General features: G+C 55.4%; 23 protein-coding genes and 2 pseudogenes. 11 read left to right on the forward strand and 14 right to left on the reverse strand.

Features of this window, described 5'->3' with window-relative positions; translation table 11 throughout:
- The first annotated feature begins 41 nt into the window (after positions 1-41).
- The gene (locus tag AC0L7S_RS13185) at positions 42-1,541 is read left to right on the forward strand and encodes a chlorohydrolase family protein (RefSeq protein WP_473471477.1); all 1,500 of its coding nucleotides are present in this window, start codon (positions 42-44) and stop codon (positions 1,539-1,541) included.
- A gap of 70 nt (positions 1,542-1,611) precedes the next feature.
- Here the strand turns inward: AC0L7S_RS13185 and AC0L7S_RS13190 are convergent.
- Together AC0L7S_RS13190 and AC0L7S_RS13195 are read right to left on the reverse strand one after the other, a co-directional pair.
- Positions 1,612-1,815: pseudogene (locus AC0L7S_RS13190) on the reverse strand (transposase); the annotation flags it as partial.
- 181 nt (positions 1,816-1,996) lie between these two features.
- Positions 1,997-2,156 (reverse strand): annotated as a pseudogene (locus AC0L7S_RS13195) (transposase); the annotation flags it as partial.
- A 672-nt stretch (positions 2,157-2,828) separates the two neighbouring features.
- On the opposite strand from AC0L7S_RS13195, the gene AC0L7S_RS13200 reads away from it, so the two are divergent.
- Complete coding sequence (locus AC0L7S_RS13200) at positions 2,829-3,431, forward strand: SH3 domain-containing protein (protein WP_473471478.1); 603 nt, start codon at positions 2,829-2,831, stop codon at positions 3,429-3,431.
- Positions 3,432-3,635: 204 nt separating this feature from the next.
- Here the strand turns inward: AC0L7S_RS13200 and AC0L7S_RS13205 are convergent, their stop codons facing one another.
- The 5 genes from AC0L7S_RS13205 to AC0L7S_RS13225 form a co-directional block, all read right to left on the reverse strand.
- Positions 3,636-4,880, reverse strand: a complete 1,245-nt coding sequence (locus tag AC0L7S_RS13205) for a M20 family metallo-hydrolase (RefSeq protein WP_473471479.1) — start codon at positions 4,878-4,880, stop codon at positions 3,636-3,638.
- 5 nt (positions 4,881-4,885) lie between these two features.
- Positions 4,886-5,767, reverse strand: coding sequence for an alpha/beta fold hydrolase (locus AC0L7S_RS13210; protein ID WP_473471480.1), 882 nt, complete (start codon positions 5,765-5,767; stop codon positions 4,886-4,888).
- 9 nt (positions 5,768-5,776) lie between these two features.
- Positions 5,777-6,559 (reverse strand): SDR family oxidoreductase, encoded by a 783-nt coding sequence (locus AC0L7S_RS13215; protein WP_473471481.1) that lies wholly within the window; start codon positions 6,557-6,559, stop codon positions 5,777-5,779.
- Positions 6,560-6,686: 127 nt separating this feature from the next.
- Positions 6,687-7,229, reverse strand: a complete 543-nt coding sequence (locus AC0L7S_RS13220; RefSeq protein ID WP_473474288.1) for an aminotransferase class I/II-fold pyridoxal phosphate-dependent enzyme — start codon at positions 7,227-7,229, stop codon at positions 6,687-6,689.
- A complete protein-coding gene (locus AC0L7S_RS13225) occupies positions 7,126-7,821 on the reverse strand; it encodes an aminotransferase class I/II-fold pyridoxal phosphate-dependent enzyme (protein ID WP_473471482.1) in 696 nt (231 codons plus the stop codon). Before AC0L7S_RS13225 ends, AC0L7S_RS13220 begins: the two co-directional genes overlap by 104 nt.
- 195 nt (positions 7,822-8,016) lie before the next feature.
- Here AC0L7S_RS13225 and AC0L7S_RS13230 point away from each other — a divergent pair, with 195 nt between their 5' ends.
- Positions 8,017-8,823, forward strand: coding sequence for an alpha/beta fold hydrolase (locus AC0L7S_RS13230; RefSeq protein WP_473471483.1), 807 nt, complete (start codon positions 8,017-8,019; stop codon positions 8,821-8,823).
- A 42-nt stretch (positions 8,824-8,865) separates the two neighbouring features.
- Here the strand turns inward: AC0L7S_RS13230 and AC0L7S_RS13235 are convergent, their stop codons facing one another.
- The 5 genes from AC0L7S_RS13235 to AC0L7S_RS13255 all read right to left on the reverse strand — a co-directional run bounded on the left by AC0L7S_RS13235 (position 8,866) and on the right by AC0L7S_RS13255 (position 13,012).
- Positions 8,866-9,525: a GntR family transcriptional regulator gene (locus AC0L7S_RS13235; protein ID WP_473471484.1), complete on the reverse strand. Its 660-nt coding sequence runs from the start codon at positions 9,523-9,525 to the stop codon at positions 8,866-8,868.
- Positions 9,526-9,642: 117 nt separating this feature from the next.
- The gene (locus tag AC0L7S_RS13240; protein ID WP_473471485.1) at positions 9,643-10,398 is read right to left on the reverse strand and encodes an ABC transporter permease; all 756 of its coding nucleotides are present in this window, start codon (positions 10,396-10,398) and stop codon (positions 9,643-9,645) included.
- Positions 10,380-11,129 (reverse strand): ABC transporter permease, encoded by a 750-nt coding sequence (locus tag AC0L7S_RS13245; RefSeq protein ID WP_473471486.1) that lies wholly within the window; start codon positions 11,127-11,129, stop codon positions 10,380-10,382. Before AC0L7S_RS13245 ends, AC0L7S_RS13240 begins: the two co-directional genes overlap by 19 nt.
- Complete coding sequence (locus AC0L7S_RS13250) at positions 11,126-11,968, reverse strand: ABC transporter ATP-binding protein (RefSeq protein WP_473471487.1); 843 nt, start codon at positions 11,966-11,968, stop codon at positions 11,126-11,128. The genes AC0L7S_RS13245 and AC0L7S_RS13250 overlap by 4 nt, the downstream gene beginning before the upstream one ends.
- Before the next feature lie 30 nt (positions 11,969-11,998).
- Complete coding sequence (locus AC0L7S_RS13255) at positions 11,999-13,012, reverse strand: ABC transporter substrate-binding protein (protein WP_473471488.1); 1,014 nt, start codon at positions 13,010-13,012, stop codon at positions 11,999-12,001.
- Between the two features lie 280 nt (positions 13,013-13,292).
- On the opposite strand from AC0L7S_RS13255, the gene AC0L7S_RS13260 reads away from it, so the two are divergent.
- The gene (locus tag AC0L7S_RS13260; RefSeq protein ID WP_473471489.1) at positions 13,293-14,699 is read left to right on the forward strand and encodes an amidase; all 1,407 of its coding nucleotides are present in this window, start codon (positions 13,293-13,295) and stop codon (positions 14,697-14,699) included.
- Between the two features lie 12 nt (positions 14,700-14,711).
- Here AC0L7S_RS13260 and AC0L7S_RS13265 read toward each other — a convergent pair whose 3' ends face one another.
- Entirely contained in the window at positions 14,712-15,848 is a 1,137-nt protein-coding gene (locus AC0L7S_RS13265; protein ID WP_473471490.1) for an alpha-hydroxy acid oxidase, read from the reverse strand.
- Between the two features lie 210 nt (positions 15,849-16,058).
- On the opposite strand from AC0L7S_RS13265, the gene AC0L7S_RS13270 reads away from it, so the two are divergent.
- The 6 genes from AC0L7S_RS13270 to AC0L7S_RS13295 all read left to right on the forward strand — a co-directional run bounded on the left by AC0L7S_RS13270 (position 16,059) and on the right by AC0L7S_RS13295 (position 23,298).
- Positions 16,059-17,558: an aldehyde dehydrogenase gene (locus tag AC0L7S_RS13270; protein ID WP_473471491.1), complete on the forward strand. Its 1,500-nt coding sequence runs from the start codon at positions 16,059-16,061 to the stop codon at positions 17,556-17,558.
- A gap of 21 nt (positions 17,559-17,579) precedes the next feature.
- Positions 17,580-19,292 carry a thiamine pyrophosphate-requiring protein gene (locus tag AC0L7S_RS13275; RefSeq protein ID WP_473471492.1) on the forward strand — a complete coding sequence of 571 codons (1,713 nt, stop codon included), beginning with the start codon at positions 17,580-17,582 and terminating at the stop codon, positions 19,290-19,292.
- A 372-nt stretch (positions 19,293-19,664) separates the two neighbouring features.
- Positions 19,665-20,036 (forward strand): hypothetical protein, encoded by a 372-nt coding sequence (locus tag AC0L7S_RS13280; RefSeq protein WP_473471493.1) that lies wholly within the window; start codon positions 19,665-19,667, stop codon positions 20,034-20,036.
- A 183-nt stretch (positions 20,037-20,219) separates the two neighbouring features.
- A complete protein-coding gene (locus AC0L7S_RS13285) occupies positions 20,220-21,398 on the forward strand; it encodes a hypothetical protein (RefSeq protein WP_473471494.1) in 1,179 nt (392 codons plus the stop codon).
- On the forward strand, positions 21,395-21,700 hold the full coding sequence (locus AC0L7S_RS13290) for a hypothetical protein (protein ID WP_473471495.1): 306 nt from the start codon (positions 21,395-21,397) through the stop codon (positions 21,698-21,700). Before AC0L7S_RS13285 ends, AC0L7S_RS13290 begins: the two co-directional genes overlap by 4 nt.
- Positions 21,701-22,065: 365 nt before the next feature.
- A complete protein-coding gene (locus AC0L7S_RS13295; protein ID WP_473471496.1) occupies positions 22,066-23,298 on the forward strand; it encodes an AGE family epimerase/isomerase in 1,233 nt (410 codons plus the stop codon).
- 148 nt (positions 23,299-23,446) lie between these two features.
- Here AC0L7S_RS13295 and AC0L7S_RS13300 read toward each other — a convergent pair whose 3' ends face one another.
- On the reverse strand, positions 23,447-24,094 hold the full coding sequence (locus AC0L7S_RS13300) for a hypothetical protein (RefSeq protein ID WP_473471497.1): 648 nt from the start codon (positions 24,092-24,094) through the stop codon (positions 23,447-23,449).
- Between the two features lie 288 nt (positions 24,095-24,382).
- Between AC0L7S_RS13300 and AC0L7S_RS13305 the strand changes: the two genes are divergently transcribed.
- The gene (locus AC0L7S_RS13305; protein WP_473474289.1) at positions 24,383-25,885 is read left to right on the forward strand and encodes a UxaA family hydrolase; all 1,503 of its coding nucleotides are present in this window, start codon (positions 24,383-24,385) and stop codon (positions 25,883-25,885) included.
- Positions 25,886-25,932 lie beyond the last annotated feature (47 nt).

Raw genomic sequence — 25,932 nt, forward strand, 5'->3', positions numbered from 1 at the left:
CCGTTCTTACCCATAGTATTTCAGATTTCAGGAGATTCTGTATGCGCACATTGATTAATGCCGGTTGGATTGTTGGCCACGAGAATGGTCATCACCGGTTGATCCAGAATGGTGTGGTCGTTTACGAGGAAAACCGGATCATTCATGTCGGAAGGACATTCGACGGCCAGATCGACAAGACCATTGATGCAAGCGGCAAACTGGTTGCGCCGGGTTTTATCGACACGCATGTTCATTCCGGGCACCGTGCATCGCACCGCTTGATCGCCGACAATGGACGCCCATTCTATTTCGGCCAACCCTTTCTCGAGATTAGCGTTCCCAAGGAAGGTAAAGTGGTGAGCGGCGACCCACGCTACCTGAAACACGGAGCTTTGGGTGCCGAAGCGGCATTTGCCTTGAACGCCACTTTCACCGTTGCTGAACTTCTGCGCAATGGCGTAACGACATTTATCGAGTTCGGGAGCCAATTGAATGTTCAGGATGCGCTTCTTGCAGAGGTAGACCGACTTGGCACGCGCGCATATCTCTCACCTGGATATGATTGTGGCCGTTGGGTGGGGGATGAAAAAGGCCGTCTCAAACGCATTCGCAATGAGGAGCAGGGGTTTGATGGCCTGAACAAAGCGCTGGACTGGATATCTCGAAACAGTGGTGCCGCGGGAGATAGGGTTCGTGGCATTCTCATACCACGAGAGGTCGAGACATCGAGCATCGAACTCTTGCGTCGGACGCGCGAAGCTGCCGATGAAGGCAAACTGCCGATGGCAACGCATGCCGCCTACAGCGTGCTTGAGTTTCACGATATCGTGCGTGAGTATCAAATGACACCCATCGAGTTATTGGACGATGTGGGGCTGCTGAGACCCACACTCAATATTGGCCACGGGAATTTTATCTCGGACAATGCGAACATGAATTACGCACTGGCCCGAGATTTGAAACTGATGGGTGAATCCGGGGTTACGATTTCGCATTGCCCTATCAATATCGTGCGACGGGCACGTGTTCTCGATAGCTGGAAAAAATACCAGGATGCAGGTGTCAACATCTCGATCGGATCGGACACCTATCCGCGTGACATGGTCATGAACATGCGATCTGCTTCTTATCATGGTAAAGTCATGAGCCATTCGTACTTTGCGGCAAATGCTGGCGAGGTTTTCGAGGCGGCCACCCTTGGCGGTGCCGATTCAGTCGGACGCAGCGATCTCGGGCGTCTTACTCCCGGTGCGCTTGCCGATATCATCATCATCGATTTGTCCGGTGGAAATACACTGCGCTATGGGCCGGTTCGGGATCCGATCAAGGGGCTCGTCGAGTGCGGCGTCGGTGATGATGTTGATACCGTTATTGTAGATGGCAAAATCTGCATGGAAGGTGGCATTATCCCGGGCGTCGATTTCGACAAGATCCGCGAGGAGTCGCAACAGGCTGGCGAAGCGATCTGGGACAGCCTGCCGGAATGGGATCCACTTGGCCGCAGTGCCGAAGATGCTTGCCCTTGGTGCTATCCGATGGTGGATGGTGTCCGACAATGACGAGAAAAAGAGTGTAATGTCGCCCGTGTGTGAAACCTCACCGAGCCGTGACCCTAGGATGGGGACTCGTTTAAATCCACGCGATTAGAGTTGCGATGAGAGCAATTTCTGAGAGGTAATTTGAAGCTTGGCGATCGTATCGTGTTGCAATGCGCCGCCAGTTTTTGAGCCGGCAGAATAACTGTTCGATGACATTTCTCCGCCGATAGGCTTTGCGGTCGAGTGGATATGGCGTTTTCCGAGCCGCTGATGAGGGGATCACCTCCCTTGACCTTGGCGTCAACCTGATCAGAACTAGCACTTACAATCACCGGCAGGAATACAGGCTTCTGTTCCGGTGGAGCGAACTCCCTCTTCCAGCGAAAGAGCAATGGGCTATCTATCCCGTAACGACGGGCAACGCCCAATATCGAAGTACCGCAAGCCATAGCCTCCGCGACAATCCGGAAAGTTTTTCAGTTTGAACAGAGCCCTCGCAGCATAAGGCGGATAGACGCCAGTTTGAGGAACGCGAGGGCGTTGCGTGATAGGTTCTCGAAGCCCTTGGTCAATCTGCGGCAACGCCCCAAACCAGGCGCATGTCCTCTCGACCACCCAGCGCCTCGGCAAGACCTCCACCACGGCGATAGAGTAACTTACCCTGAACCGCTGAAGCTTCAGTCTTAAACGTCGCTCGCCAATTGCCAAACCGCTTCAACGGCTGCCCGTTCGCTTCTTAGAATTCAATCTGGCCATGATGTTCTTCTCCTGCGCAAATTACATCGCGCAGGAGAGATCGGCACACCTTATCCAGAAACAGCCGTGCATTCCCGAGACGCTTACTAAATTTCCCTGCAATCGCTTAAAGTTTCCCTGATAGCTCGATTTAATTCCCTGTTCCGATGCGTAGGGAATTTGCCTCTTAACTCATTGGTATCACGTCACAATTATCAGCGAAAATCGGCCAAATATACGATTTTTTGAAAATATTCCCTGTTAATTTCCCTGTTGCAGGGAAAATTGACCGGAGACCTGTTCGCTCGAGACTGGCTCCACCACCATTCAGCCTGCTGGTTTTTCTGCTATTCCTGTCGTCTCCAAATAGATTTGACATTTCCGTGGTTTGGGCGGTGCGTCTCTGTGGGACGGTTTGCGTAGCCAAGTGTTTTGGGAGGCGATGGCTACACCCGGTGCATTTCGCACATGGCTGGCAAATACGTAGTGCAAGAGTGGTCACTATTTGACATGTTTCCAGAAGCACTCCTCTATGCGCCTTGGTCCATTTTTCGTGAAAAATGGGAGACGGGCGTGAAATATACCATTGTGGTGGCGGCAAGCCTGATGCTTTCGGTTCTCTCCGTGGGATCAGCCCTGGCGAACGACGAAACAGCCGCGTTTCCTGCCGGCGGCGATGCTGGCGGCATAACAATCTGCTCCCTCGGCGCGATTTCAAGCGACAAGGATCCAAACGGCCTCAATATCCGCGCTGGCCCCGGTGCCAATAACGCCATGATCGGGCGGATTCCGCCGCCGCGCAATATTGAGGGCGAAGAATTTGCTGGCGAGGTCACCATCACCGGTTCGAAAGATGGTTGGTTCCAGATCAAGCACGCCGTGATGCCCGACTACGCATACGACAATGACAAGGTTGTGTTCGATGGCGAAGGCTGGGTGTCCGGCCGTTACCTCTATTCCTGGGTCGAAGAGCGATATCTGCGCAGCGGTCCATCTACTAGCAAACCCGTCATCGCCGACCTTTACAAGCCGGGTCCGAACGGCGAACCCGGGGGGCGGACAATTTCGAAGTCGAAGATTTCTACGCCTGCCTCGGCAACTGGGTCGAGGTGGAGGGCGTGTATTTCGGGCAGCGCCTACACGGCTGGACCTACGGGACTTGCTCAAGCCAGGTGACCACCTGCGGCGGCGGGCACATACCCAATCCCAATTGACGAACGGAAGCTTTCCATAATCATGGTCCGGTAATATTGAGCGGCAAACCTGGAATGTTTCCATGGCCTAATGGGGATGCCAGTTTGTACAGTTAAATCACACCGATACGACCTGCTCTATGGCGGGTTCAAGTTGGGTGGAAATTCACAGATGGAGAACAGTCCACTATATTTTCGACAGGGCTACAAGAACCTCGGTCAATACTCTAGCCCCCTGTTCCACATGCTCAGGTTCGCTCCATTCGAGCGGGTTGTGGCTGATCCCATCGCGACTGGGAATAAAGATCATGCCCGTCGGACACAATGCATGCAACTGCCGGGCGTCATGCCCTGCTGCCGAGTAGATTGCCATATGCGGTACCTTGGCTGTGTCGGCAGCCTTGCCGATAGCCGATTGGATGGCATTTGAGAACGCGATCGAGTCCGCCTGGGCGATCTGTTGCAGATCGATAGTGCAGGGGGAAGGGCAGGTTTCGATTAATCTTCGTATCGATCTGTCAACAGACTCGACGGCATCGTTATCCGGATGCCTGATGTCGATTGAAAAATAAGCCTCGCTGGGCACTACAGATGGAGCATTTGGCTCGACTTTCATATGACCAACCGTGAACTTGAAGTCATCGAACGCAGCGGCTGCGTGCTTGAAACCGGCTATCAGGTCAACGGCAGTCAGCAACGCATCTTGCCGCTCGGCCATGGGTTCCGTTCCGGCATGTGCGGCCTTGCCGGTGACACGAATCCGGTATCGGCGTGTCCCTTGTATGCCAGAAACAACGCCGAGAGGGACGCCGGCCTTTTCGAGTGCCGATCCCTGTTCGATATGCCCTTCGATGAAACAGGCGGGCTTGCGGCCAAGCGGCCTGAGGGCAACATCGATGTCTTGCGAGAGGAATGTTTCCACTGCCTGTTCGACACTGGTTCCATCTGCATCACGTATAGCCAGTATCTCTGTCAGCTTGTCAGGAAAGCAGAAGGCAGTCGACCCATTCATGCCGGGAGCGAAGCGTGATCCTTCCTCATTTGTCCATGCCACGATCTCAATCGAGCGTTGTGGCTGGTATCCGGCACTAACCATTGCTTCCAGCGCCTCAAGCGAAGCCAGAACGCCGAATACGCCGTCAAACTTACCGCCGGTCGGCTGGGAATCGATATGCGAGCCCGAGAGGACGGGATCAAGTTCCGGTTCCAATCCATCCAGTCTCAGGAAGAGGTTGCCGATTACGTCCGTGAAGGGTGTCAAGCCGATGGCGCGCGCCCACGTAATAATTTGCGCGCGTGCAGCAGCTTCTTTGTCAGAAAGCGATGGCCGATCAACCCCACCGTCTTCTCGTGCTCCGAAGCAGGCGAGAGCCTGTATGCGCTGCCACAACCGCTCGCCTGAAACATGTTCGGAGATCAGTTTTGGAACCATCGGCTTCAATCCGTGCGCATAATCTGGGACGGATTGGCGCGCGGGTCGCGAGCGCCCCAACGCCCCGATTGTACGTCGTGAAGGAAGTCCTCAAGGATACGGTTAAACAGCGCCGGTTCTTCCAGGTTGAGCGTATGACCCGCTTTGGGTAATACCGCCAGGCCCGCGCGAGGTATGACGCGCTTGAGAAAAACGCCCGGCTGGATGCAATGATCGTCCTCATCGCCGGTCATGATCAGCACCGGGTTCTCCAGAGCGCGGAACTCGGTCTCGAGGTCATACAGAGAGGGTCTGGTCATCTGGACGCCGCGCATCGTGTTGGCCGCGCCAAGCGAGGAATGCTTGGCAAGCCTGTCGGCAAACAGTTTCCATCCGCGCGGGTCTTTACTCTGAAACTGTACGCGCGAGGCACCTTCCGCGTAGACAGGAGCGAAATCGACGGCTCCCCGCTCTTCGAAATTTCGGGCGACTTCACTGGATATGTTACGGAAATAATCCTCGTGCGCTTTCTCCGCACCGTAACCCGCTCCTGCTGCCGTGACGGACAAAATCCGATCGGGGTGGCGCAGTGCCGCGTGAAGACAGGCAAATCCGCCCATCGACAGTCCAACGATGTGGGCCTTGGCAATATCCAGACCGTTCATCACGTCGATAATATCGTCTGCTGCGCGGGCCTGTGAGTACTTTTCGACATCTTCAGGAATGTCTGATGGCGCATATCCGCGCGCCGCGAAAGTTATGCAGGTGAACCGTCGTGCGAAGTGGTTCATCTGCGGTTCCCAACTCCAATGGCTGCCGCCGAATTCATGGACGAAAATGATCGGCTCGCCTTGACCGACGGTTTCGCAATAAAGGCTGACGCCGTCGCTTGTTTGAATGGTTGTCATGGTCCGCCCTCAGATAACCGAACGCCTGGCAGCAATACCGCCGTCGATTGTAACGATAGTGCCGGTGGTATAGGCGGAGCGTTCCGACGCAAGGAACAGGATCATGTCAACAATCTCGCGCAGATGGGCGGGACGCTTCAGGGGATAGCGCTCCAGAAGTTCCGTATAGCGGGCCTCGTCATTGAAGAGCGTTTTGGCGCGCAGTTTGAGCATCTTGTAAATCCGGCTGGTGTCGACAGGGCCCGGATTGATACCGAGCACACGGATGTTGTCATCGAGGCTGCTTCCACCAAGGGCCCTGGTAAAGGCCATCAAACTGGCATTACCGGTCGCACCCGCTATGTAGTCGGGGTCGCAAATTTCTCCGCCATTTCCGATGTTGTTGATAATGACGCCGCCACTGCGCGCCTTCATTTTCGGGTAGATTGCCCGAGTCAGATCGACATAGCCGAAGCCCTTGAGTGCCCAGCCTTGACGCCACGCATCGGCATCCACCTGCCAAAGATTGCCGCTGGGGATGGTCCCGGCATTGTTGACAAGGATATCAACATCTCCTGCTGCGTCGACAAGCTGGTCGATGGCCCCTTGCAAGGAGAGATCGAGTGCCGAGATGCCAACCTTGCAGTCCGAACGGTTCTCTATGTCGGTCTTAAGGGCCTGGAGCCGGTCAAGCGAACGCGCAACGAGATGAAGCGAGCATCCTTCTTCCGAAAAGCCACGGGCCAACTCCTCGCCGATACCCTGTGATGCGCCGGTGATAAGTACATGTTTGCCTTGCAGATTTAAATCCATCGTATTTTCCTGTCGGTTATCAAGGGCTTTTCATGGTCGCTGCGAATGGCATGATGCCGAAATGGAATTGCCTGGAATGCTGGTTGAAAACGCCGCATAATTGCATCCGCCACATTTTCGCTGTGCCTCAGAACAAGGCGGTCTGGTCGTTAAGACCTCGCGCCTTCTCAACCATGTCCGGCAACAATTGTGCGAACGCCTCGACCCAGTCGGTCGGCACGCTGACACTGACTTTGACGAAACGATCGCCGAAAGTCGGAGTATGATAGGCGCCCTGACGGATCATGATGTCGTGGGTCTGATAGGCTGAAACCAGCGCTTCGGGCTGAATGCCCGCTGCCTGGCATTCGATGATCACAAAATTTCCGTTCGACGGATATACGGGCATGCTCAGGCCATCAACGGCATCGACAGCGGCCTTGACGCGTGCCTGATTGTCTCGCTGGGCCTGCAGGACAGCCGGGAACCATTCGGATTTCGATGCCAGCCCGGCAATAGCCGCGCGTTGGGAAACAATGCTCGAACCAAGATTGTTGGGTGGGGCATCGGCCAGGCATTCGATAACATCAGAAGATGCCACCGATGCTCCGATACGCATGCCCGCCATCCCTAGCCATTTGGAGAAGCTGTAGGTGGTGATCGTCTTTTGCGGATAGAATTCGGCAGCCAGATGATGCTCGTAAGCGAAATGCCGATAGGTCGAGATCATGAACCAGATAGGCACCAGCTTGCTTGGCAATAGCCGCGATTTGTTCAATCTCCTGACGCGTCGCAACTGTTCCCAATGGGTTGTTTGGGTCGACGAAGTAGATCATTTTCGTCTTGGAAGTTATCGCTTGTGCAAGCCGTTCCGGTGCAAGTCGGTAGCCGTGCTCTTCGCCATAAATCGGGATTTGTTTTACTGTCGCGCCCTTTGAGCGCGCAAACGCCATCGGCCAATTCCATGTGGGGTCAGTCGTAATGAACTCGTCGCCCGCTTCCAGGAATGTATGGCAGATGTGGTAGAGCGAAGCGACGGCTCCGTCCGATACAAGAGCGGATTGATCCTTAAGCCCGAGATCAGCAACTATTCCCGCCCGGAGTTCTTCGAAGCCGGCCGGGGGCGCATAAATGTGAAACTCTTCTTTTCTGATCGAGTCGTGCATTGCCTCGATTACCGAGGGATGCGGTGTTGTGTGGTTGGTATTCTGACCTAGCCATTTCAGGCCGGGCGTGTTCACGAGCCGATCGAAATGTGCATTACGGACTTCAAATCGCTTCATTCGCGAACCTCCCCGGCGTCGTTTGTGTTACGCCCACTGCCATCGCCTTCTAGAAGGCTTATCATTATACTACTTATCTTATAAAAAATACAAATATGATTTTCATGCATAACGAAATTATCCGCACCCCTTTGCACCCGCTAAGCAGATACAAACGGTGATACGGTGGAGAATACGGGAGGGCAGGCGGACAGAATGAGTTTTTCAACCCAAATTGGAGAAGTCGGATTTGCGTCATCATCAAACGGTGGGCGTATCGCCTACACCCTTCATGAAGCAGCCAGATCCACTGCAGTCCTATTCATTCATGGTTGGTGTGGAAATCAGCATGTCTGGCGCAACCAATTGGATTTGCTTGAAACAGCCGGCTGCCTGATAATGATAGATCTCGCCGGATCGGGTCTGTCGCGCTTGCCTGACGTGCCTCAATCGATCATCGGACACGCGCATGACGTCGTGTCGGTTGCCGATTTTCTGGGCCTTGAGAATATCGTGCTTGTTGGCCATTCGATGGGGGGACCGGTGGCGATGGAGGCGGCGATTTTGCTCGAAACCCGCTGTCGCCTGCTGATAGGTGTAGACAGTTTTACCGATCCCTACTTTTACAGCAGGCGTTCAAACGGGGAGATTGAACGCCGATGTGCAGATATCGCAGACGGCTTCGAGACGTATATACGTGTCATGATCGACAGGATTACAGCGGTCGATCTCGATTCCCAGACCCGAGAGTGGATTGCAAACGAGATGATTGGCATTGGTCCGGACGCCGCGCTTTCGACACTTCGCGGTTTGCTGGACTGGGATATTTCAGAGCGTTGGCCGAATTTGCTGTGTCCATGCGATACCATCAATTCCCTGGATATGATGGGTGGCGAGCAACTCGAACTTGATGGATTGGTTGTTACGCCAATCGCCGACTGCGGACATTTCCCGATGATTGAACGGCCAGATCAGTTCAATCGTCAGTTAATGCAGGTTTTGCGCAGGCACGGACTGGCATAGTTAGCGATGGTAATCGGGGAGGGGTATATTACCACACCTCCATTAACCGCGTGACATCGCTTGCGGCAAAGCCGAGATGAAGTCCGCCATGTCGTCTCCGAGCAACATGACATGCTTGCTCGCTGCCATCTGTGCCGCATCGGCATCCGCACTTTCTATAGCGTGCAAAATTGCCTCGTGTTCACCGATCGTCGCGTTCATACGACCGGGCTGCGAAGTCACGTGTCTGCGATAAGGGGAAACCCTGCGTCGTAGTGCCTGGGTCCGCGCAGCCAAAAAATGCGTGTGCGATGCCTCGTAGAGAAGATCGTGGAATTCGCTGTTTATCTCATAAAAAATCGCGGGATCCTGATGCTGCAGCGATTCAATGAGCCGGTTGTGAATGGCCCTCAACTCATTCTTCTGGGCGGCTGTCGCTCTGCGTGATGCATGCTTGGCGCAAAGGCCTTCCATGACTGACATCATTTCGAACATCTCGATGAGCATCGAAATGGAAAGTACGGCAACCGTCACGCCCTGCCTGCCGCGAACCTCGACAAGTCCCGTAGCACTCAATGCCTTCAGGGCTTCACGCACCGGTGTGCGCGACATGCCAAACTTGGCACCCAGATCAACTTCATCGAGGCGCTCGCCAGGTGCCAGTGTACCGTCGACAATCATACCTTCGAGAATTTCGCGAAGTTCCTCGGCCAGTGTTCGCAAGCGTTTCTTTCCACCCCCAAGCTGGAAATTTCCTTCGATGTCTTCACTTGATCCATGGTTCGGCCTTCATGTCCCAAGGACGTAATGAAATCTTTTGCACGTATGTTTTGCCGTTTACTAACGCCACCAGACAAGCTTGACGTCAATAGCGACCAAAATCGAATAAAGAATCATGCTCCCGATAGAAGCCACGAACACGGCGGACCAAACATCGACATACTCCATAAGCGCAGTGGAACGATAGATGATCTGACCAAGTCCGGCATATGCGCCAACCATTTCGGTAACGATCACCGCGATCGTGCTTCTGGTCATGCCGATTCGCAGGCCGGTCACAAGCGATGGAAGAGCGGCCGGAAGCCGAAGCTTCCAGAGAATGCTTATCGGACTCGCGCCGAAACTGCGCATCAGGTTCACAGCTTCCTCATCGCCGCGCTTGAGACCGGCGAGGCAATTGTAGATGACGGGGAAACTTACTGCCAGAGCAGCCATGGCGATCTTGGAGTTCGGACCGAGGCCGAACCAGATCAATGCCAGCGGGATATAGGCAACAGGTGGAACGCAGTTGATAAGCACAATGATCGGCATCGACATGCGTTCGATGCGCGGAGCCAGCGCCATCATGAGAGCGATCAGGATTCCGATCATCGAACCGACCAGGAAGCCTATGCTCACTTCTGAAAACGTCAGCAGAGCCGCCTTATAGAACATGTCGATGCGCGTGACCGAATTGACGATGATATCGACAGGCCTGGGCAGGATGTAGGGTGGAAACTGGAATATGGCGATCAGCGCTTCCCATGCGCCGAAAACAACCAGAAATGAGGCGAGCGGCAACAACAGCCGCTCAAACTTCAATTTGTACGCCACCATATCACCTTCTGTTCAATGAAATAGATGGTCCCGTAGAGTGATGCACCAAGGGCACCTGAGAGCAGGATGAGAACCCAAATCCTTACCACCTGTTCAAAGAAAAGCGCCTGCAGCAGCATCACGCCAATTCCCACCGTGTCGCCGAACCATTCACCGACAATTGCTCCTGCCAGGCTGAGCGAAACCCCGACGCGCAGGCCCACCATGATGCTGGGAAGCGCGGTTGGCAGTGCCAGTTTGAGGAACATTTCAAATTTTGATGCGCCGAAGCTGCGAAGCAGATCCACCTTGGATGCGTCACATGATTGAAGGCCGCGCAACGTACTGAGCGTGACTGGGAAAAAGGTAAGATAAAAGGAGATGACGACCTTGGCCATGATGGAGTTGCCGAACCACATGACCACGATAGCGCCGAAGGCAATAACCGGGATCGTCTGCGATACGACAAAAATCGGCAGGACGACACGCTCGATGATCCGCACATAGTTGAAGACGATGCCGCACAGCACCCCGACAAGAGCTCCGCTTGAAAAACCTGCGATCGTTTCGATGAAGGTTCGCCATAGACCAGCCTTCAGGTCGTCGGAAACCAGCCATGCATCCTGCCCGATGGCGACAAGGGACGGCAGGTAGCGCGGCGATATGCCAAGCAGGCGCACGCTCATTTCCCATAGTAACGCCGCCCCGACAATTCCCAATAGCGTGTCGTATTTACCTTGCCACCCGGTCATTTCGTCCCCGCGGCACCGAAAGTTTTCATGCTCTCTTCCTCGACACTGGCGAGCAAACGGCGCTTGATTGCCATGAACTCTGGCGTGGTGACCACATCTGTGTCGCGCGGCCTCGGGATTGGAATAACCTCGCTGGATTTGATCGTTCCAGGACGGGCGCTCATGACGATCACCCTGTCACCCATGAAGATCGCTTCATCAATGTCGTGCGTGATGAACACGACGGTCCGCTTGTGCCGCATCCAGATGTCCAGCAGCCATTTCTGCATCATCATACGGGTCAGCGCATCCAGTGCCCCGAAGGGTTCGTCCAGGAGAATGAGATCGCGTTCAAAAAGAAACGTGCGCATGAGGGCAACGCGCTGACGCATACCCCCGGACAATTCATGCGGGAACTTGTTCTGGAAACCTTCAAGACCGAATTCCGCAAACATTGGCTCCGCACGCTTGCGTGCCTCGCGTCGTGATATTCCCTCGACCTCGAGGGCAAGAGTGGCGTTATCAAGCACAGTGCGCCATGGGAACAGGAGGTCACGCTGCGGCATGAAAGAAACCTTGCCGAGAAGGTCGCCATCTTTTTGCGGTTTGCCGTTGAGAACGATCGAACTTCCCTGATCGGGAACAATCAGGCCTGCTATGATATTGAAAAGAGTTGACTTCCCGCAACCGGACGGGCCGATCAGAGTAACAAATTCGCCGGGCTCAATCGCCAGGTTGAAGTCCTTGACCGCGATGGTCTCGGACTCCTTGCCCGGAAATCGCTTCCATATATTGGAGAGGCGCAACAACGAAGCGTCCGTATCAGCCGTTGGCGTTATCACATCATTTTCTGCGGACACGATGCGCCTCTCCCTGCTATTTAACTTCTGTTACTGCTTTACTTTTTTGTCTTCGGCGGGAACTTTTTCCCAGAAGCTCGTGTCGAAGGCGGCTTTCAAGTCAACTGGTGCCTTGAGCGCGCCGAACTTGACCAGGTTATTTTGGACTTTCTCGATGTTTTCCATGTCCATCGCACCCAAGCCAAGCTCACCGCCCTGGCGTGCAACCATCAGCTTATCGAGTTCGTCGAGCATAAGTTCCTGATGACGGCGATCAAGCGCTGAACCATATTTCATCACCATATCGATTGTCTCTGGTTTGTTCTCAAGCGCAAATTTCCAACCCTTGAGCGTGGCATTTAGGAAGGCCTGGACGACTTCAGGCTTCTCTTTGATGACCTTCTCGGAGGTGGCGATAGCGTCCTGTTGGGAAACGACACCAGAATCGAGCGGGTAGAACAGCTTGATATTGTTGATGCCCTGTTCGCGCAGCACGTTGAGTTCGTTGTAAGTTGTGACCGTGCTTACATCGTACTGCTTGTCGATGAATGGTTGCATGGAAAAGGGTTGGGAAATGATGTCAACGTCCGACTGCTCGACGCCTTCCGCAGCCAAAACTGCAAACAGCGTATATTGTGGTCCGGAAAACCAGGTGGCGACCCTCTTTCCTTTGAAATCCTTGACCGAATTGATGCCACTGTCGTCATACGCAACAAAGGCGTGTGGCGATGTCTGCTGCAGCATGGAAATGGCCACCAGAGGAAGCCCCTTTTCCCTGGCAAACAGGACGACCTCGGTGCCGCCGACCAAGCCGAACATGTCGGAGCCGGCTGCGACCAGCGTATCACTGCTGATGTTCGGTCCGCCGTGATTGATGGTCACGTCTAACCCCGCATCTTTGTAGAAGCCCTTTTCCAAGGCAGCATAAACGCCGGCAAATTGTGCCTGAGCTGTCCATTTCAGCCGAACCGAAACCGGTTCATCGGCCACCGCTGTCTGCGGCAAGGCAAGGCCCAAGCCCATTGTTAGTCCGGCGAGCAGGGCGACGCTGAGTCTATTAATCATGAAGATTCTCCCATTGCGTATGCGTTGAACTCATTTCCGTATCCACTGGAGCCACACCTCCGTTTAACCACCCCTCGGCGGCATATCCCTGGCAAATGTGTGGACGTGTTAATGCCAAGGAAAGCGTTATTTGCGCGTTTGTTATGAATATATACAAAAATCGCAATCTTGTATATATAGAAACGATAAGGCGAGGATTTTCCAACTCTGCTCACGGGCAGGGGTCAAACACATTGGCAGACCGGCTAACCACTCATTTGTAACGTTGAAGGACGCAACAATGACGTCTCTTACAGACTCCAGTCTTGTCGAAACATCAGAAGCCATGCGCACCGGGGCTGTTAGTCCGGTAGAGGTTGTCGAAAAACTGCTGCTCAAGATTGAGGCCGTCGACAAACACCTGCACAGCTTTGCGCAGGTGGCCGCCGAATCATCGCTGCGGCAGGCCCATGCGGCAGCGAAAGATATTAAGGTTGGAAACTGGCGCGGCCTCCTTCATGGAGTTCCTTTAGGGCTGAAGGACGCAATCTTTACGACACGTATCAAGACAGGTTTGGGTAGCCCGGTTTTCGCTGAATGGCAGGCACCCTATGACGCCACAGTGGTGACGCGCCTTGAGGCGGCGGGCGGCATCATTCTTGGCAAGCTGACACTCACCGAAGGCGTTTACGCCGACCATCACCCGACGACCATAGCGCCGGTTAACCCCTGGGGGGACAAGCACTGGACGGGAACGTCTTCAAGTGGAGCAGGCGTCGCGGTTGCTGCGGGCTTGTGTTATGGCGCACTGGGCACAGACACGGGCGGTTCGATCAGATTGCCTTCTTCCTGCTGCGGTGTCGTGGGCATCAAGCCGACTTGGGGACGTGTGAGCAGGCACGGTGTATTCCCGCTTGCGGAATCGCTTGATCATGTCGGACCTATGTGCCGGACTGTCGCCGATGCATCCGCCATGCTCGGTGTAATTGCTGGTGCCGACCCTGCCGATCCGACCTCCAGCCTTGCCGAGGTTCCCGACTATTTGGCCACGCTTGAGCGTGGCATCTCAGGTCTCAAGGTTGGCATTGACTGGCGCTTTATCCGTTCAAAATCGACGGATGAGGTGGTGAGTGCAATGGAGGACGTAGTTTCCATCATCACGAAACTCGGTACCGAAATGGTCGATATTTCCTTTCCCGAAACCGAGACAATCCTGCGCGGATGGGCGGTCGAATGTGCGGTCGAAACGGCAATCGCACATAAGGGCACTTATCCCGCGCAAGCAGCCGATTATGGACCTCGGCTCACTGCGCTGATCGAGCGCGGTTTGGGTTATGGCGGCACCGAACTTGCCCAATGCCAGAAGGCTCGGCGCGAGTTCGAGGGACAGGTCAACCGTATTTTTGCCGATGTCGATCTGATGATCGTTCCGGGTCTGCCTGTCGCTGGACCGACCATGGAATATATGTCTTCGCTTGGGGAAGACCCCGAGGCAATTCTGGCCATCGGCCCCTTCACCGCACCGTTCGATGTCTCTCGGCATCCAACAATCACCGTACCCTGCGGCTTCAGCAGTATGGGCATCCCGATGGGGTTCCAGTTCGTCGGCCCGCATTTTTCGGAGGCGCTGTTGTGTAGCGCCGGCCACGCCTACGAGGGAGCTACAGACTGGCATAGGCGCAGGCCACGACTGGTTGAACTCACCTGACAAATGACGGGGTCAGCGAAAGATATGATCCGAGTTGAGATCCTTGATGGCGGGCGCTCCCAATTGGGCCATCGTCGCCACCAGCTCATGCTTCAAGATATCGATTGTGTCGTCGCCGCCCTGTAGGCCGCCTGCGGCAAGCGCATACATGAAGGCACGCCCCACCAATACAAAATCCGCGCCTGCGGCAAGTGCTTTGACAATGTGTTCTCCTGAACGAATGCCACCATCGAAAATCAGGGGATAATCAGCGCCGACGGCCTCGCGAATGGCTGGTAGGGCTTCAAGGGTTGAAACCGAACCCTCCAGTTGACGGCCGCCATGGTTCGAGATTCCTACCGCATCTACACCGATATCGCGTGCCATTTTGGCATCTTTCGGGTTTAAAATTCCCTTGGCCACAAGACGGCGCGGCCAGCGATCTCGGAGGCGCTTAAGCAGTTCCCAGTCGAGTCTCCCGGTGGATTGCGATGACATATGCGCTGCCAGCGATTGGGCACCGCTGCCCTTGGGTGCATAGCGCGCAATCGTTTCAAGACGCGGCATACCGTTGCGCAGTGTTGCCAACGACCAGCGTGGCCGCGATGCTATGTCCAGAGCCAATGACAATGATGGGCGCATGGGCAGTCCGAACCCATTGGTCATGTCGCGCAATCGGCGCGCTGGCATGGGCACATCGACTGTGACCATCATGACTTCGTAGCCCGCGCGGTCGGCGCGCGCGACAAGATCGTCAGCGACTTCAGGGGAGCGCGCAACATAGAGTTGAAACCAGGCATTTGCGTCAGCAACTTCAGCCAAATCCTCGATGGAGGTGGTGCCGGCCGTCGAAAGGGTGAAAGGTATATCGGCCTTGAGGGCCGTGCGTGCAAGAGCCTTCTCGGCGCCGGGCCATACCAATCCGGCCATGCCGATTGGGGCTATGCCAAAGGGAAGTGACCAGCGGCGTTCGAACAAGGTACATGACGTGTCGATGACATCGACATCGACAAGCGCGCGCGGAAGCAAAGGCAAATTGTCCAACGCTTCCTTGTTGCGCCGCAAGCCGGTTTCATGTCCCGCTCCGCCATCCAGGAAGTCGAAGACGACACGCGGAATCCGACGGGCAGCACGCCGGCGCAACTCTGCAATGGAGACCGCTTTCCTCATGCCATATCCGTTCAAATTGCGTTGACTCAAGAACCTGCATTCTTGCCGCAACTGATGTGGCGGTATAGGGCACGGCGGCGCAACGTTCAAAATCCAACCATATTATTATACAAAATTATCTTGCCTGTATACCTTAACGTAATTATCGTACTCGTGTGTATTGTCGTCATCCCGAATGAATGGGGCCGACGATATGATGGGGAGAGACATATGCCCGCGAAGTTGGAACTCGGACTTTTTATCGACGGCGATTTTCGCGAATCAGGCCAACAAAAGCGCATAGAAGTCCGTAGCCCCGCCAGTAGGGAGCTTGTTGGAACGGCTGCCAGCGCTACAGTTGCCGACATGGAAGCAGCGGTTGCTTCCGCTGCCGCGGCTTTTGACGACGGACGCTGGTCGGCACTTGATCCGATGGATAGAGGGCATGTGCTGAGAGCTATTGGTGATGCACTTTCCCAGCGCATCCCCGAATTTGCGGAATTGGAATCGCGCATCACCGGGCGCCCTATCCGTGAGATGCGCGCCCAACTTGCCCGCCTGCCGGAATGGTTTTACCATTTTGGCGGCATTGCGCGTGGTCTCGACGGCAGCGTGACTCCGTTTCGTGGAGAGTATCTCAATTATACGCAACTCAGCCCAATCGGCGCTGTTGCCATGATTACCTCGTGGAACCACCCCCTGCTGATTTTCCTGAAGAAGCTGGCACCAGCACTTGCGGCGGGCAATACCGTTGTAGCCAAGCCGGCTGAACTGGCGCCTCTTACCCCGCTGCTGTTTGCTGAACTGGCATGCAAGGCCGGGCTTCCGGCTGGCGTTCTAAATGTGGTGTCGGGAAAGGGTAGCATTGTCGGAACGACACTGTGCGAAGCTCCTCGCATCGCCAAGATCGACCTGACAGGCGGCACCGACACCGGTCGTATCGTCGCTGGCATTGCCGCAACGCGCCTTGTTCCAACGGTGATGGAACTTGGCGGCAAGGCACCGGTTGTGATCTTTGACGATACACCGCTTGACGAGGCGATAGCGGCGAGTGCTTTCGCCGGATTCATCGCGTCCGGGCAGACCTGTGTGTCGGGCACAAGGTTTATTGTCCAGCGTTCCATTTATGATCGCTTTGTGGAAGCGTTTGCTGCCAAAGCCAATACGCTAAAGGTTGGCGATCCAATGGACGCCGCGACGGACATGGGCCCGCTCATCTCTCAATCGCAACTCGATCGCTCCCTCGATTATATCGAATCGGCGCGTTCGCAAGGCGCACGACTGATTGCAGGCGGTGAACGTTCTCAACTTCCGGCTCCCTTCGACCAGGGGTTCTTCCTTCAGCCGACGATCTTTGCCGACACGCGGCCCGATATGCGCATCGTGCGCGAAGAGATTTTCGGGCCGGTATTGTCAGTTGCTCCATTCGATGATGAGGCTGATGCACTGACGCTTGCCAACGACAGTGAATTCGGCCTTGGCGCATCGGTTTGGACGCGTGATATCGGTCGCGCACACCGTTTTGTGCGCAAACTGCGGTCGGGCATTGTTTGGATCAACGACCATCATAAAAACGACCCGGCCTCGATATGGGGCGGTTTCGGATCGAGCGGTTACGGTAAGGAAAACGGCTGGCATGCACTTCGCTCCTACTGCAAGGAGCAGAATGTCGTGGTCCGTCTCGGTCGCGATTTCCCCGATTGGTACGGTGGTGGCAACCGCTACGGCTGATTTCATTTTGGAGATATTTTCATGTCGACTTCAACCACACGTACTGCAAGCGACGCATTTCTGGAAGCGCTGAGCGCGGGTGGCGTAGACGTTGCTTTTTCTGTGTTTGGCACAGACCATGCCGGTTTGATCGAGAGTTGGTCGAAGCACGCCGCATCACCGGAAATGGCGGAAATACCACGGTTGGTTTTATGCCAGCATGAGGCAGTCGCGCTCAACGGGGCACTGGGTTATGCGCATTTTTCCGGCCGTGGACAGGCTGTGATTGCTCATGTTGATGTCGGAACGCTTAATCTCGGTGCGGGTTTGCACAATTCGGCCCGTAACCGGCTGCCTGTGCTGATATTCGCCGGCCTCTCTCCTTGGTCTGAAATGGGTGAACGTTTTGGCGGGCGCGATCATTATGTCCACTGGATGCAAGACGTCTACGATCAACGCGGCAGTGTGCGCCAGTATGTGAAATGGGAATATGAAGTTCGCAGTGGTCAGGTGTTCCCGGCAAGCGTTGCACGCGGCTTGCAGTTGGCAAATTCACGGCCGCGCGGCGCGGTCTACATGACAGCAAGTCGTGAACCTCTTGAAGAAGCAGTCAGTGCGGAAGTCGCTCTCCCGCCGATGCCCCCACTTGCCGCTACTGTCCCCGCGCCCGAAACGATTGAAGAGATAGCTGGTGCCTTGCGTGCAGCCAAGGCGCCGCTGCTCATGACGACATCGCTTGGTGCCGAAGATGGCGCGGTGGAAGCGTTGGTGGAGTTTGCCGAAACTTTTGGTGTTCCTGTTGTCGAAATCCGGCCGTTCTATACGAACATGCCAGCAGACCACAGCCTGCATCAGGGCTATTATACCGACGCCAAGATCGACCTTTTGCGTGATGCCGACCTTATTATCTCCGCAGATTGCCCTGTTCCGTGGATCCCAACTCTTGAACAGCCCCGTAAAGATGCGCGTGTCATCTGGATAGGCGAAGATCCTAGTGAAACGCGCATGCCGATGCGAACCTTGCATGGACACCAGTTCATTCAGTGCAACACACGGGCCACGCTGAAGGCACTAACGCAACATGGAAAGGTCGTGCCCGTTACCGATCAAACTGCCTTCGATGCTAGAATGTCCGCGCTTGCCGAGCGGCACAATGTCAACCGAAAGATTTGGGAGGCAGAAGCGCAAGGTAGCGAACTTACAGTCGCGCGACTGGCCCGCATTGTAGCTGACATTTGTGGTGACGAGGCCCTGATCATTAACGAGACGGTGACGAACGACACGCGTATTCTGCGTCAGCTTGCCAAGAATTTACCCTATCGCCTGATGGGCGAGGCCGGCAGCGGTCTGGGACTGGGGTTGCCGGCTGCGTTTGGTGCCAAGCTTGCGCGGCCCGATTGTGACGTCGTGTGCCTGCAAGGCGACGGGTGCTATATATTCGGATCACCATCGGCGGTTCATTGGGGAGCCAGCGCCAACAAGACACCTTTCCTTACGATCATTTTCAACAATGGTGGCTGGCGCGCCGTTGCGCGCTCGACCGCGATGTTGCATCCGGAAGGCCATGCCGCGCGTGCGGGATATCCCGAAGGACGTTTTGAAGCACCGCTCGATCTCGAAAAAATTGTCGAAGCTGCCGGAGGAACTGGCATCGTCGCAACGACGATCGAGGAAGCTGAGGATGCCATTCGACGAGGCCTGAAACTGGTGAAAAGCGGCGTACAGGTCGTCATCAATGCGAAGGTTTGTGACTGACGCCATCAAGTTGTCAACGGTGGTCAGAATACTGGCTATTTATGGTGCGCGCGTACTGATTGGACTTATCGGGCGGCCCGCTAGCGTGGATCATACACGTATATAAGTCCCATTCGAAAGATGATCGAGGATTACCGCAGGCCGCCTCGCCGTATTGGTCGCCGTCGCCGGCACCGGCAGCCTAAAGCACATCGCGCTTGGCGAAGTTGAAGAGGAGATTGCTTCGGGAAGGCTTGTCCGGGTCTTGACTCATTCTATGGCTGCAAAACCGTTGCGGCAGCTACTGCTTGAAATCGCCTTTTCTTCCGCCAAACCAAGTGGCACCAATTCTGGTTTCTTGGTATAGTGTTTCCATCGCATCCGGAGGTAACAATGAAGGCAATATTCGTTGCAACAATCTGCCTTTTGCTCACCATATCGGCAGCACCCGCCCAGCAATTGTTGGATAGTTACACCGCGCGATTAGGCAAGGCTGACCATTTCAATTCTTCCGGCACACGTCTCAAAAGTGCCGCGGCAATTATTCGCCAGGATCGTGCAAACTATTGGGTATTTGGCTCCTATGATCTCGATGATGAGCCAGATCATTATTTCAAAAACAAGGCCAACCGAGCCCGACTCGAAAGAATGCTGAACAACGGGAAATTTTCTCGAGATGCGAGGCGAGCTGTGGTCAATGGGACGCCGTTGATCCATGTCGAAGTCTACGCGGATTTCATCAACGTCTATGTTGACGACGAGTAATTCCCGACAAATCATGCCAGGACGGAAATGCACCTTACGAAGCGCTTCGTGAAAAGCTGTAATCTCCCCGAGGATGTCTCATAACCCTTCGGAAAAATACAGGAAACAGCCCTTCAAAAGTTTGCGATTTGGCACCCAACGGCATTAACTCTTGTCTGGGGGCTTCAATTCTGGAAGGTGATCGTGATGGATCTTGTCGTTTTGCAGACGCAGCCCTGTAATGTCGCCGCATCGCTCAAGAAGCTCCGCGATCGTTTGCCAGCGCCACTTGTCCAGCGGGCTACCGACATAGACCTGAGAGGACGCACTCCATTACCAAGAGAGGTCATTCGTCTTCCCGACGCAGATGAAACGGATGAGACGTTGGTGAAACAAGCACTCGCCGCTTTGCCTCATGACGGATTGACGGTGCAGCGCGAGGCGCTTGTCGTGTCTCTGCCCGCACCGCCACCATCCAGAGGTCCAATGGATCTGGATGCCGTAATCTCGACAATCCGACCCGATCTGGGGCAAGTGAACAGCCTTGCAAGTGATCCGACCGAGGACATCTGGAAAGCCATTCTGGAACGCAACGCCAGCGGGATGGCCTTTCCACCGGAAAGCTACAAAGGCCATCAGGCAACGGCCTACAAAGAAATCGTCAAGCAATTTGGCGGGATCGTCCCACATGAAGATGGCGGCAAGAATCTAAAGCCTGGCGATTTGGAACGGCTGAAACGCCCTTTCCGTATGAACAAACGTGCGTGGAACGAAGTCATCGACCATCTGCGAGAGGAATTGCGGTTCTTTGAAATTGCTCGCGAGTGGTTCGATTCCGGCGGCAAACTCCGCAACAATGTCCGCGATCAAATGTTTGCCGACATGGGCTTTATGTTGCGGCTGAACACCAAGTACGGCCTTTGCGACGCCAAGTCGTCAGTGACGCTGTCAATGGAACTGGCCATGGCGATCGCGGGCAAACTCCTTGGAAGCGCCCATCCGATGGTCGGCTTCGTCTTTGGCCAGTTGTGGAAGATCGCCGCATCCTCCAGGTCCGACAAGGGGCACGTAAAGGCAAAGATCCAGGAGATGGAGATTGCTTTGCACGACGTGTTTGAGCAGACGATCCAGTCAGTCGAGCAGGCATTGATCGCCTTGGTTGCGGATTGGGGCAACCTCAGCGCCTTTATCGAGCAGGTCCGCAGCGGCAAGATCGTTTGGCCCGATGACGCAGCCCCCATTCGGCGAGCCCATGCTGTCGGCTTTCATACCGCCTGTTTGATGACCTTGATGAAGCTGAAGTCTGATACGGAGACTTACAAGGCAGGCAACGGAACAAACACTTGGGGGTCGTGCAATACCAACAGAGCTGTGGCGATGTGAAACGGCACTATGAGAGCAAAACCGGTATCTTGCGTGGCAAGGCCAGCGCCGCGGATTGCCTTGGTGGCAGATGGAACGACAATTGGTTCTTCGGCAGCGTCTATACGACCACCGGCGGTGGCTATGGTCCGCCTCCGCCCGTAATCAAGCTGGCGCCGGCCACCTTGGCGAACAAGCTTTTCGGGAATGGAACAGATGCCGACCCAGGGCTTGGGCTGACCGTCGCGTTCCTGGACAATCCGAAAGTGCGGGCACCCTGGGCCTTGCATGCCGTACGCACGAAACATGGTGGCAAGATTTGAGCCATGCGAAATGAGATTCAGGTAGACGGATCAGATGAGCGAACTGGTATGCTTGTGAATACCTCTTTCATCCCAGAGTTGGGAGCTGATTGGAGATGTCCCGCAAGTGCCGACTGATCTACACTTCAAGCTGGAGGCTGTCGCTTTTCCCGAAAACTGCTATCGCTGGGGCAACATGGTGTGGCCAGATTGCGCCCGACAACAAACACTGTTTTTCTCATCACCGGGCAAGCTTTTCGTCAAACGCTAGTGCATGTCACCCAAAAGTGTGCAGCGGTTTTTCAGACAACGATATGCACAAAACAAGGGCTTAAAGCACCCTGCATGAACCCCTTTGGACGCGATGTGCATTAGGAGAAACGGAATTGCCTGAAAGCCAAGTCATGGCCAGCACGGATTTCGATGGAAACTGGTGCGACGATCCGGTTCATCGATCATGGCTGGCCGATAATGCCCGTTGCCAGCTAGACTTTTTCCGCTCAAGTCTGCGCAAGGATGGCGGTTTCGATGTTCTGGAGTGGGATGGAACGCCCCGCCAGGATGTCCCGCAGGAACTGCACATCACCACGAGGCTGATCCACTCCTATGCCTTGGGTGCGGCTTTCGGCGACAGCGATACAGCGGCGATCATCGATGCCGGCATGGCATATCTGTGGCATAACCATCGCGACCCCACGCATGGTGGATATTACTGGTCGCTCAATGGCCGGAACGCGGTCGATGCCTCGAAACTGGCTTATGGTCATGTCTTCGTCCTTCTGGCGGGTGCAAGCGCGAAGCAACTTGGCCACCCCGATGCCAACCGTCTCATTGCGGACGTGACTTCGGTACTCGACCGGCATTTCTGGGATGAAGATCGGGGATTACTGCGTGAAGAGTTTCATAGCGACTGGTCAACGCTTTCTACCTACCGCGGCATGAACGCCAACATGCATGGGATTGAGGCCATGCTGGCGGCCTTCGAGGCGACGGCAAATGACCAATATCTCCAGCGCGCGGGCCGGGTTCTGGATTTTTTCGTGGGCCAGATTGCATCGACCCATGAATGGCGCATCCCGGAACATTACACCGAGGAATGGCAGGTGGATACTGGTTACGCTGGCAACCCGATGTTCAGGCCGGCGGGTACGACACCTGGACATTCGCTGGAGCTTGGCCGTCTTCTCATCCAGCATTGGGATCTGGCGGGTCGCCCCAAAGGCCAGTCACTCGTTTGGGCACGCAGATTGATAGAGCAGGCTCTTGCCGACGCCTGGCTGCCGGATGGCGGGCTATGCTACACACTTGATTATTCCGGAAACATCGCCATTCGGGATCGCTACTGGTGGCCTGTCGCAGAGGCGATCGGCGCAATCGCGGCCCTTCAGCGCGCTGACCCCCACGATAAAGACGAGATATGGTACCGAAGACTGTGGCGGTTTGCACATGATCACCTGGTTGACCACGATCACGGCGGCTGGTTTCCCGAACTCGATGGAGATGGCAAACCGGTTCAGGGCCAATTTTCTGGCAAGCCGGATATCTATCATTCGTTGCAGGCTGTGCTCCTGCCATTGGTTGGAACGCCTTCGAGAACCATTGCAGGTTTGGCAAGTTAACATTTGAGCGCCGGGAACTCTCCACTTCCGCTCGCTTCTTAGCATTCAATCTGGCCAGCCAGCCCTCCATAGGGAAGCACAACTCCGATGGCGTTCATTAAGACTGATGCTTCGCTTGCCAAGGCTGATCCGGTGCTCAAGCCAATCGTCAACTGCCCAGCGCGCCGTGCAGATTTTCGCTCAGGATGATTAGATCGCCCTGATAGGTCGCCAGGGCGCGACCTATCAGGGCGAGATCGACTGCTGCGCTGTGCTGGCTGGTATAGCCTTCAAAATTGTCGGCTGCGCCGGGATATTTGCCGAGCGGATGGCGGTAGAGATCGATGCCGGCAATTACCATCCGGCGTGGTTGAAGGGCGGCGGCCAGCGCGACCATGAGCGCTCCATTGGTCGGAATTTGCGGACCGGACAAATCTGCTAGCACGGGGCTGAACCGGTCGAGAAATGAGAACCCGGCCGTTGGGAGGTGGCAATTGGTGTAATGATCCAGCAGGATAGGCTGGCCGATCGCGCGGGTCGGGAAGGCGACCACCGGCTGCTTCTCTATACGCACCAGATCGGGATCGCCCGTAATGACAAGATCGGGCGCACCTAGCCAATTGCGTTTCGCCCAGATCCAGTTGACGCGGAAGAGGGTCACCTTCTCATAATCGGTGAGGCGACTGTCCTCTGAGGAGGGGCCGTTACCGAGACAAACTATGGTGTCGTCGGGGGCGAGCCGGTTTCGCAATTCGATCAGGTTGTCGATCCTGAGCTTGTCAAAAGGGTCGGCTGGCAACTGGTGGGAATCCGGCATGCCACTTCCCTAATAGGTCAGGCTGGAGGGTGCAATCTTGTCGGTGAATGGATTCAGCACGTGAGATGCCTTCCAGGTTTCGAGCACTTTGCTCTTGGCGCTCTATGCAGCGCTGAATCATTTTTTCGACTATTATTTATGATTGCTGACAATCATTCATATTGGCGCTACCATCATACATTCTCGCTTGACCGCTGGTAATCCGGCGGATTCGCAGGCCCGCCGCATTCCATTCAGGGGCCTGGTTGCCCACCCTAACCGGAGATCGTCTTGAAAAGACTCTTACACATGCAAAAATCCGACCAGGTGGCTATTGCCGTAGATGGGCTCGATATGGGGGAGACGATGGCGGGCTTCGGGCCTGTCGCTGTCGAGCGCGTGCCGCCCGGCCACAAGGTCGCTGTTGCTGATATCTCGAAGGGCGACGAGGTCCGCCGCATGGGGCAGGTCATCGGCCGGGCGCTCACTGACATCCTGGCAGGCGGTTGGGTTCACGAACACAATCTTGGCTACGAGCCTTCTCACGCGATACGTGAAATTGGCACGCGCCTGCGGAATACGCGCTTCGTCGAGGCAGCGAATGTGCCGGTCTTTCAAGGGTATCGCCGTGGCGACGGCAAGACCGGTACGCGCAATTACATCGGGGTCATCGCGTCGGTGAACTGTTCGAGCCTGGTCTCACGAAAGATCGCGGACCATTTCAGCGGACCGGGTATGCTGGAGGCCTATCCCGGTGTCGACGGCGTTGTCGCATTGACCCATAAATCCGGTTGTAGCGTTTCCGATGGTTCGACCAGTATGGACATGCTGCGCCGAACACTCGGCGGCTATGTGCGTCATCCGAATTTCGCGGGCGTGCTCATCGTTGGGCTGGGCTGTGAAGACAACCAGATCACCACGATGCTGGATGATCAGCACCTTGTCCCAGGGCCGATGCTGCGTACGCTCTCGATTCAGGAAACGGGTGGAACCCGTGCGACGATCTCGGCCGGTGTCATGGAGGTGGAGGAAATGCTGGCGGTCGCGGCGAAGGCCGAGCGAAGCGCCGTGCCCGCGTCCGAACTGGTCATGGGCTTGCAATGCGGCGGGTCGGATGGGCTGTCGGGGCTGACGGCAAATCCTGCGCTCGGCATCGCGGTTGATCGACTTGTCGCCTGTGGTGGCACGGCAATCCTTTCAGAAACGCCTGAAATTCATGGTGCCGAGAATTTACTGCTCGAACGTGCGATAAGTCATGAGGTTGGCGAGCGGCTGATCTCGTTGCTCGACTGGTGGCAGGACTACACCAAACGCGAGCCGCATGGCTTTGACGGTAATGCGTCTCCCGGTAATCGGGAAGGCGGGCTGACGACCATTTTGGAGAAATCCCTGGGTGCGGTTGCCAAGGGCGGCAACACAAATCTCGTGGACGTGATTCATTATGCGGAGCCGGTAACGAAGAAAGGGCTGATCTTCATGGATTCGCCGGGCTTCGATCCAGTCTCCGCGACAGGGCAGGTGGCGGCAGGTGCCAATCTGATCGCCTTCACGACGGGGCGCGGTTCCTGTTTCGGCTGCCGTCCCAGCCCTTCGATCAAGCTTGCGTCCAACACGCCGATGTATCGGCGGATGAGCGACGATATGGATTTCAACTGCGGCACCGTGCTTGACGGCGAGGAGACGCATGAGGCGATGGGCGAGCGCATATTCCAACTCATGCTCGACACGGCTTCGGGAAAGGCGACGAAAAGCGAATTGCTTGGCTACGGGGAAGATGAATTCGCCCCTTGGCACATCAACGCCTGGCTATAGAGTGCTACGAGGCTGCGATGCGACGAGGCATTGATTTGGCGATCAGG

It is taken from the genome of Mesorhizobium sp. G2-6-1 (genome assembly GCF_055809095.1).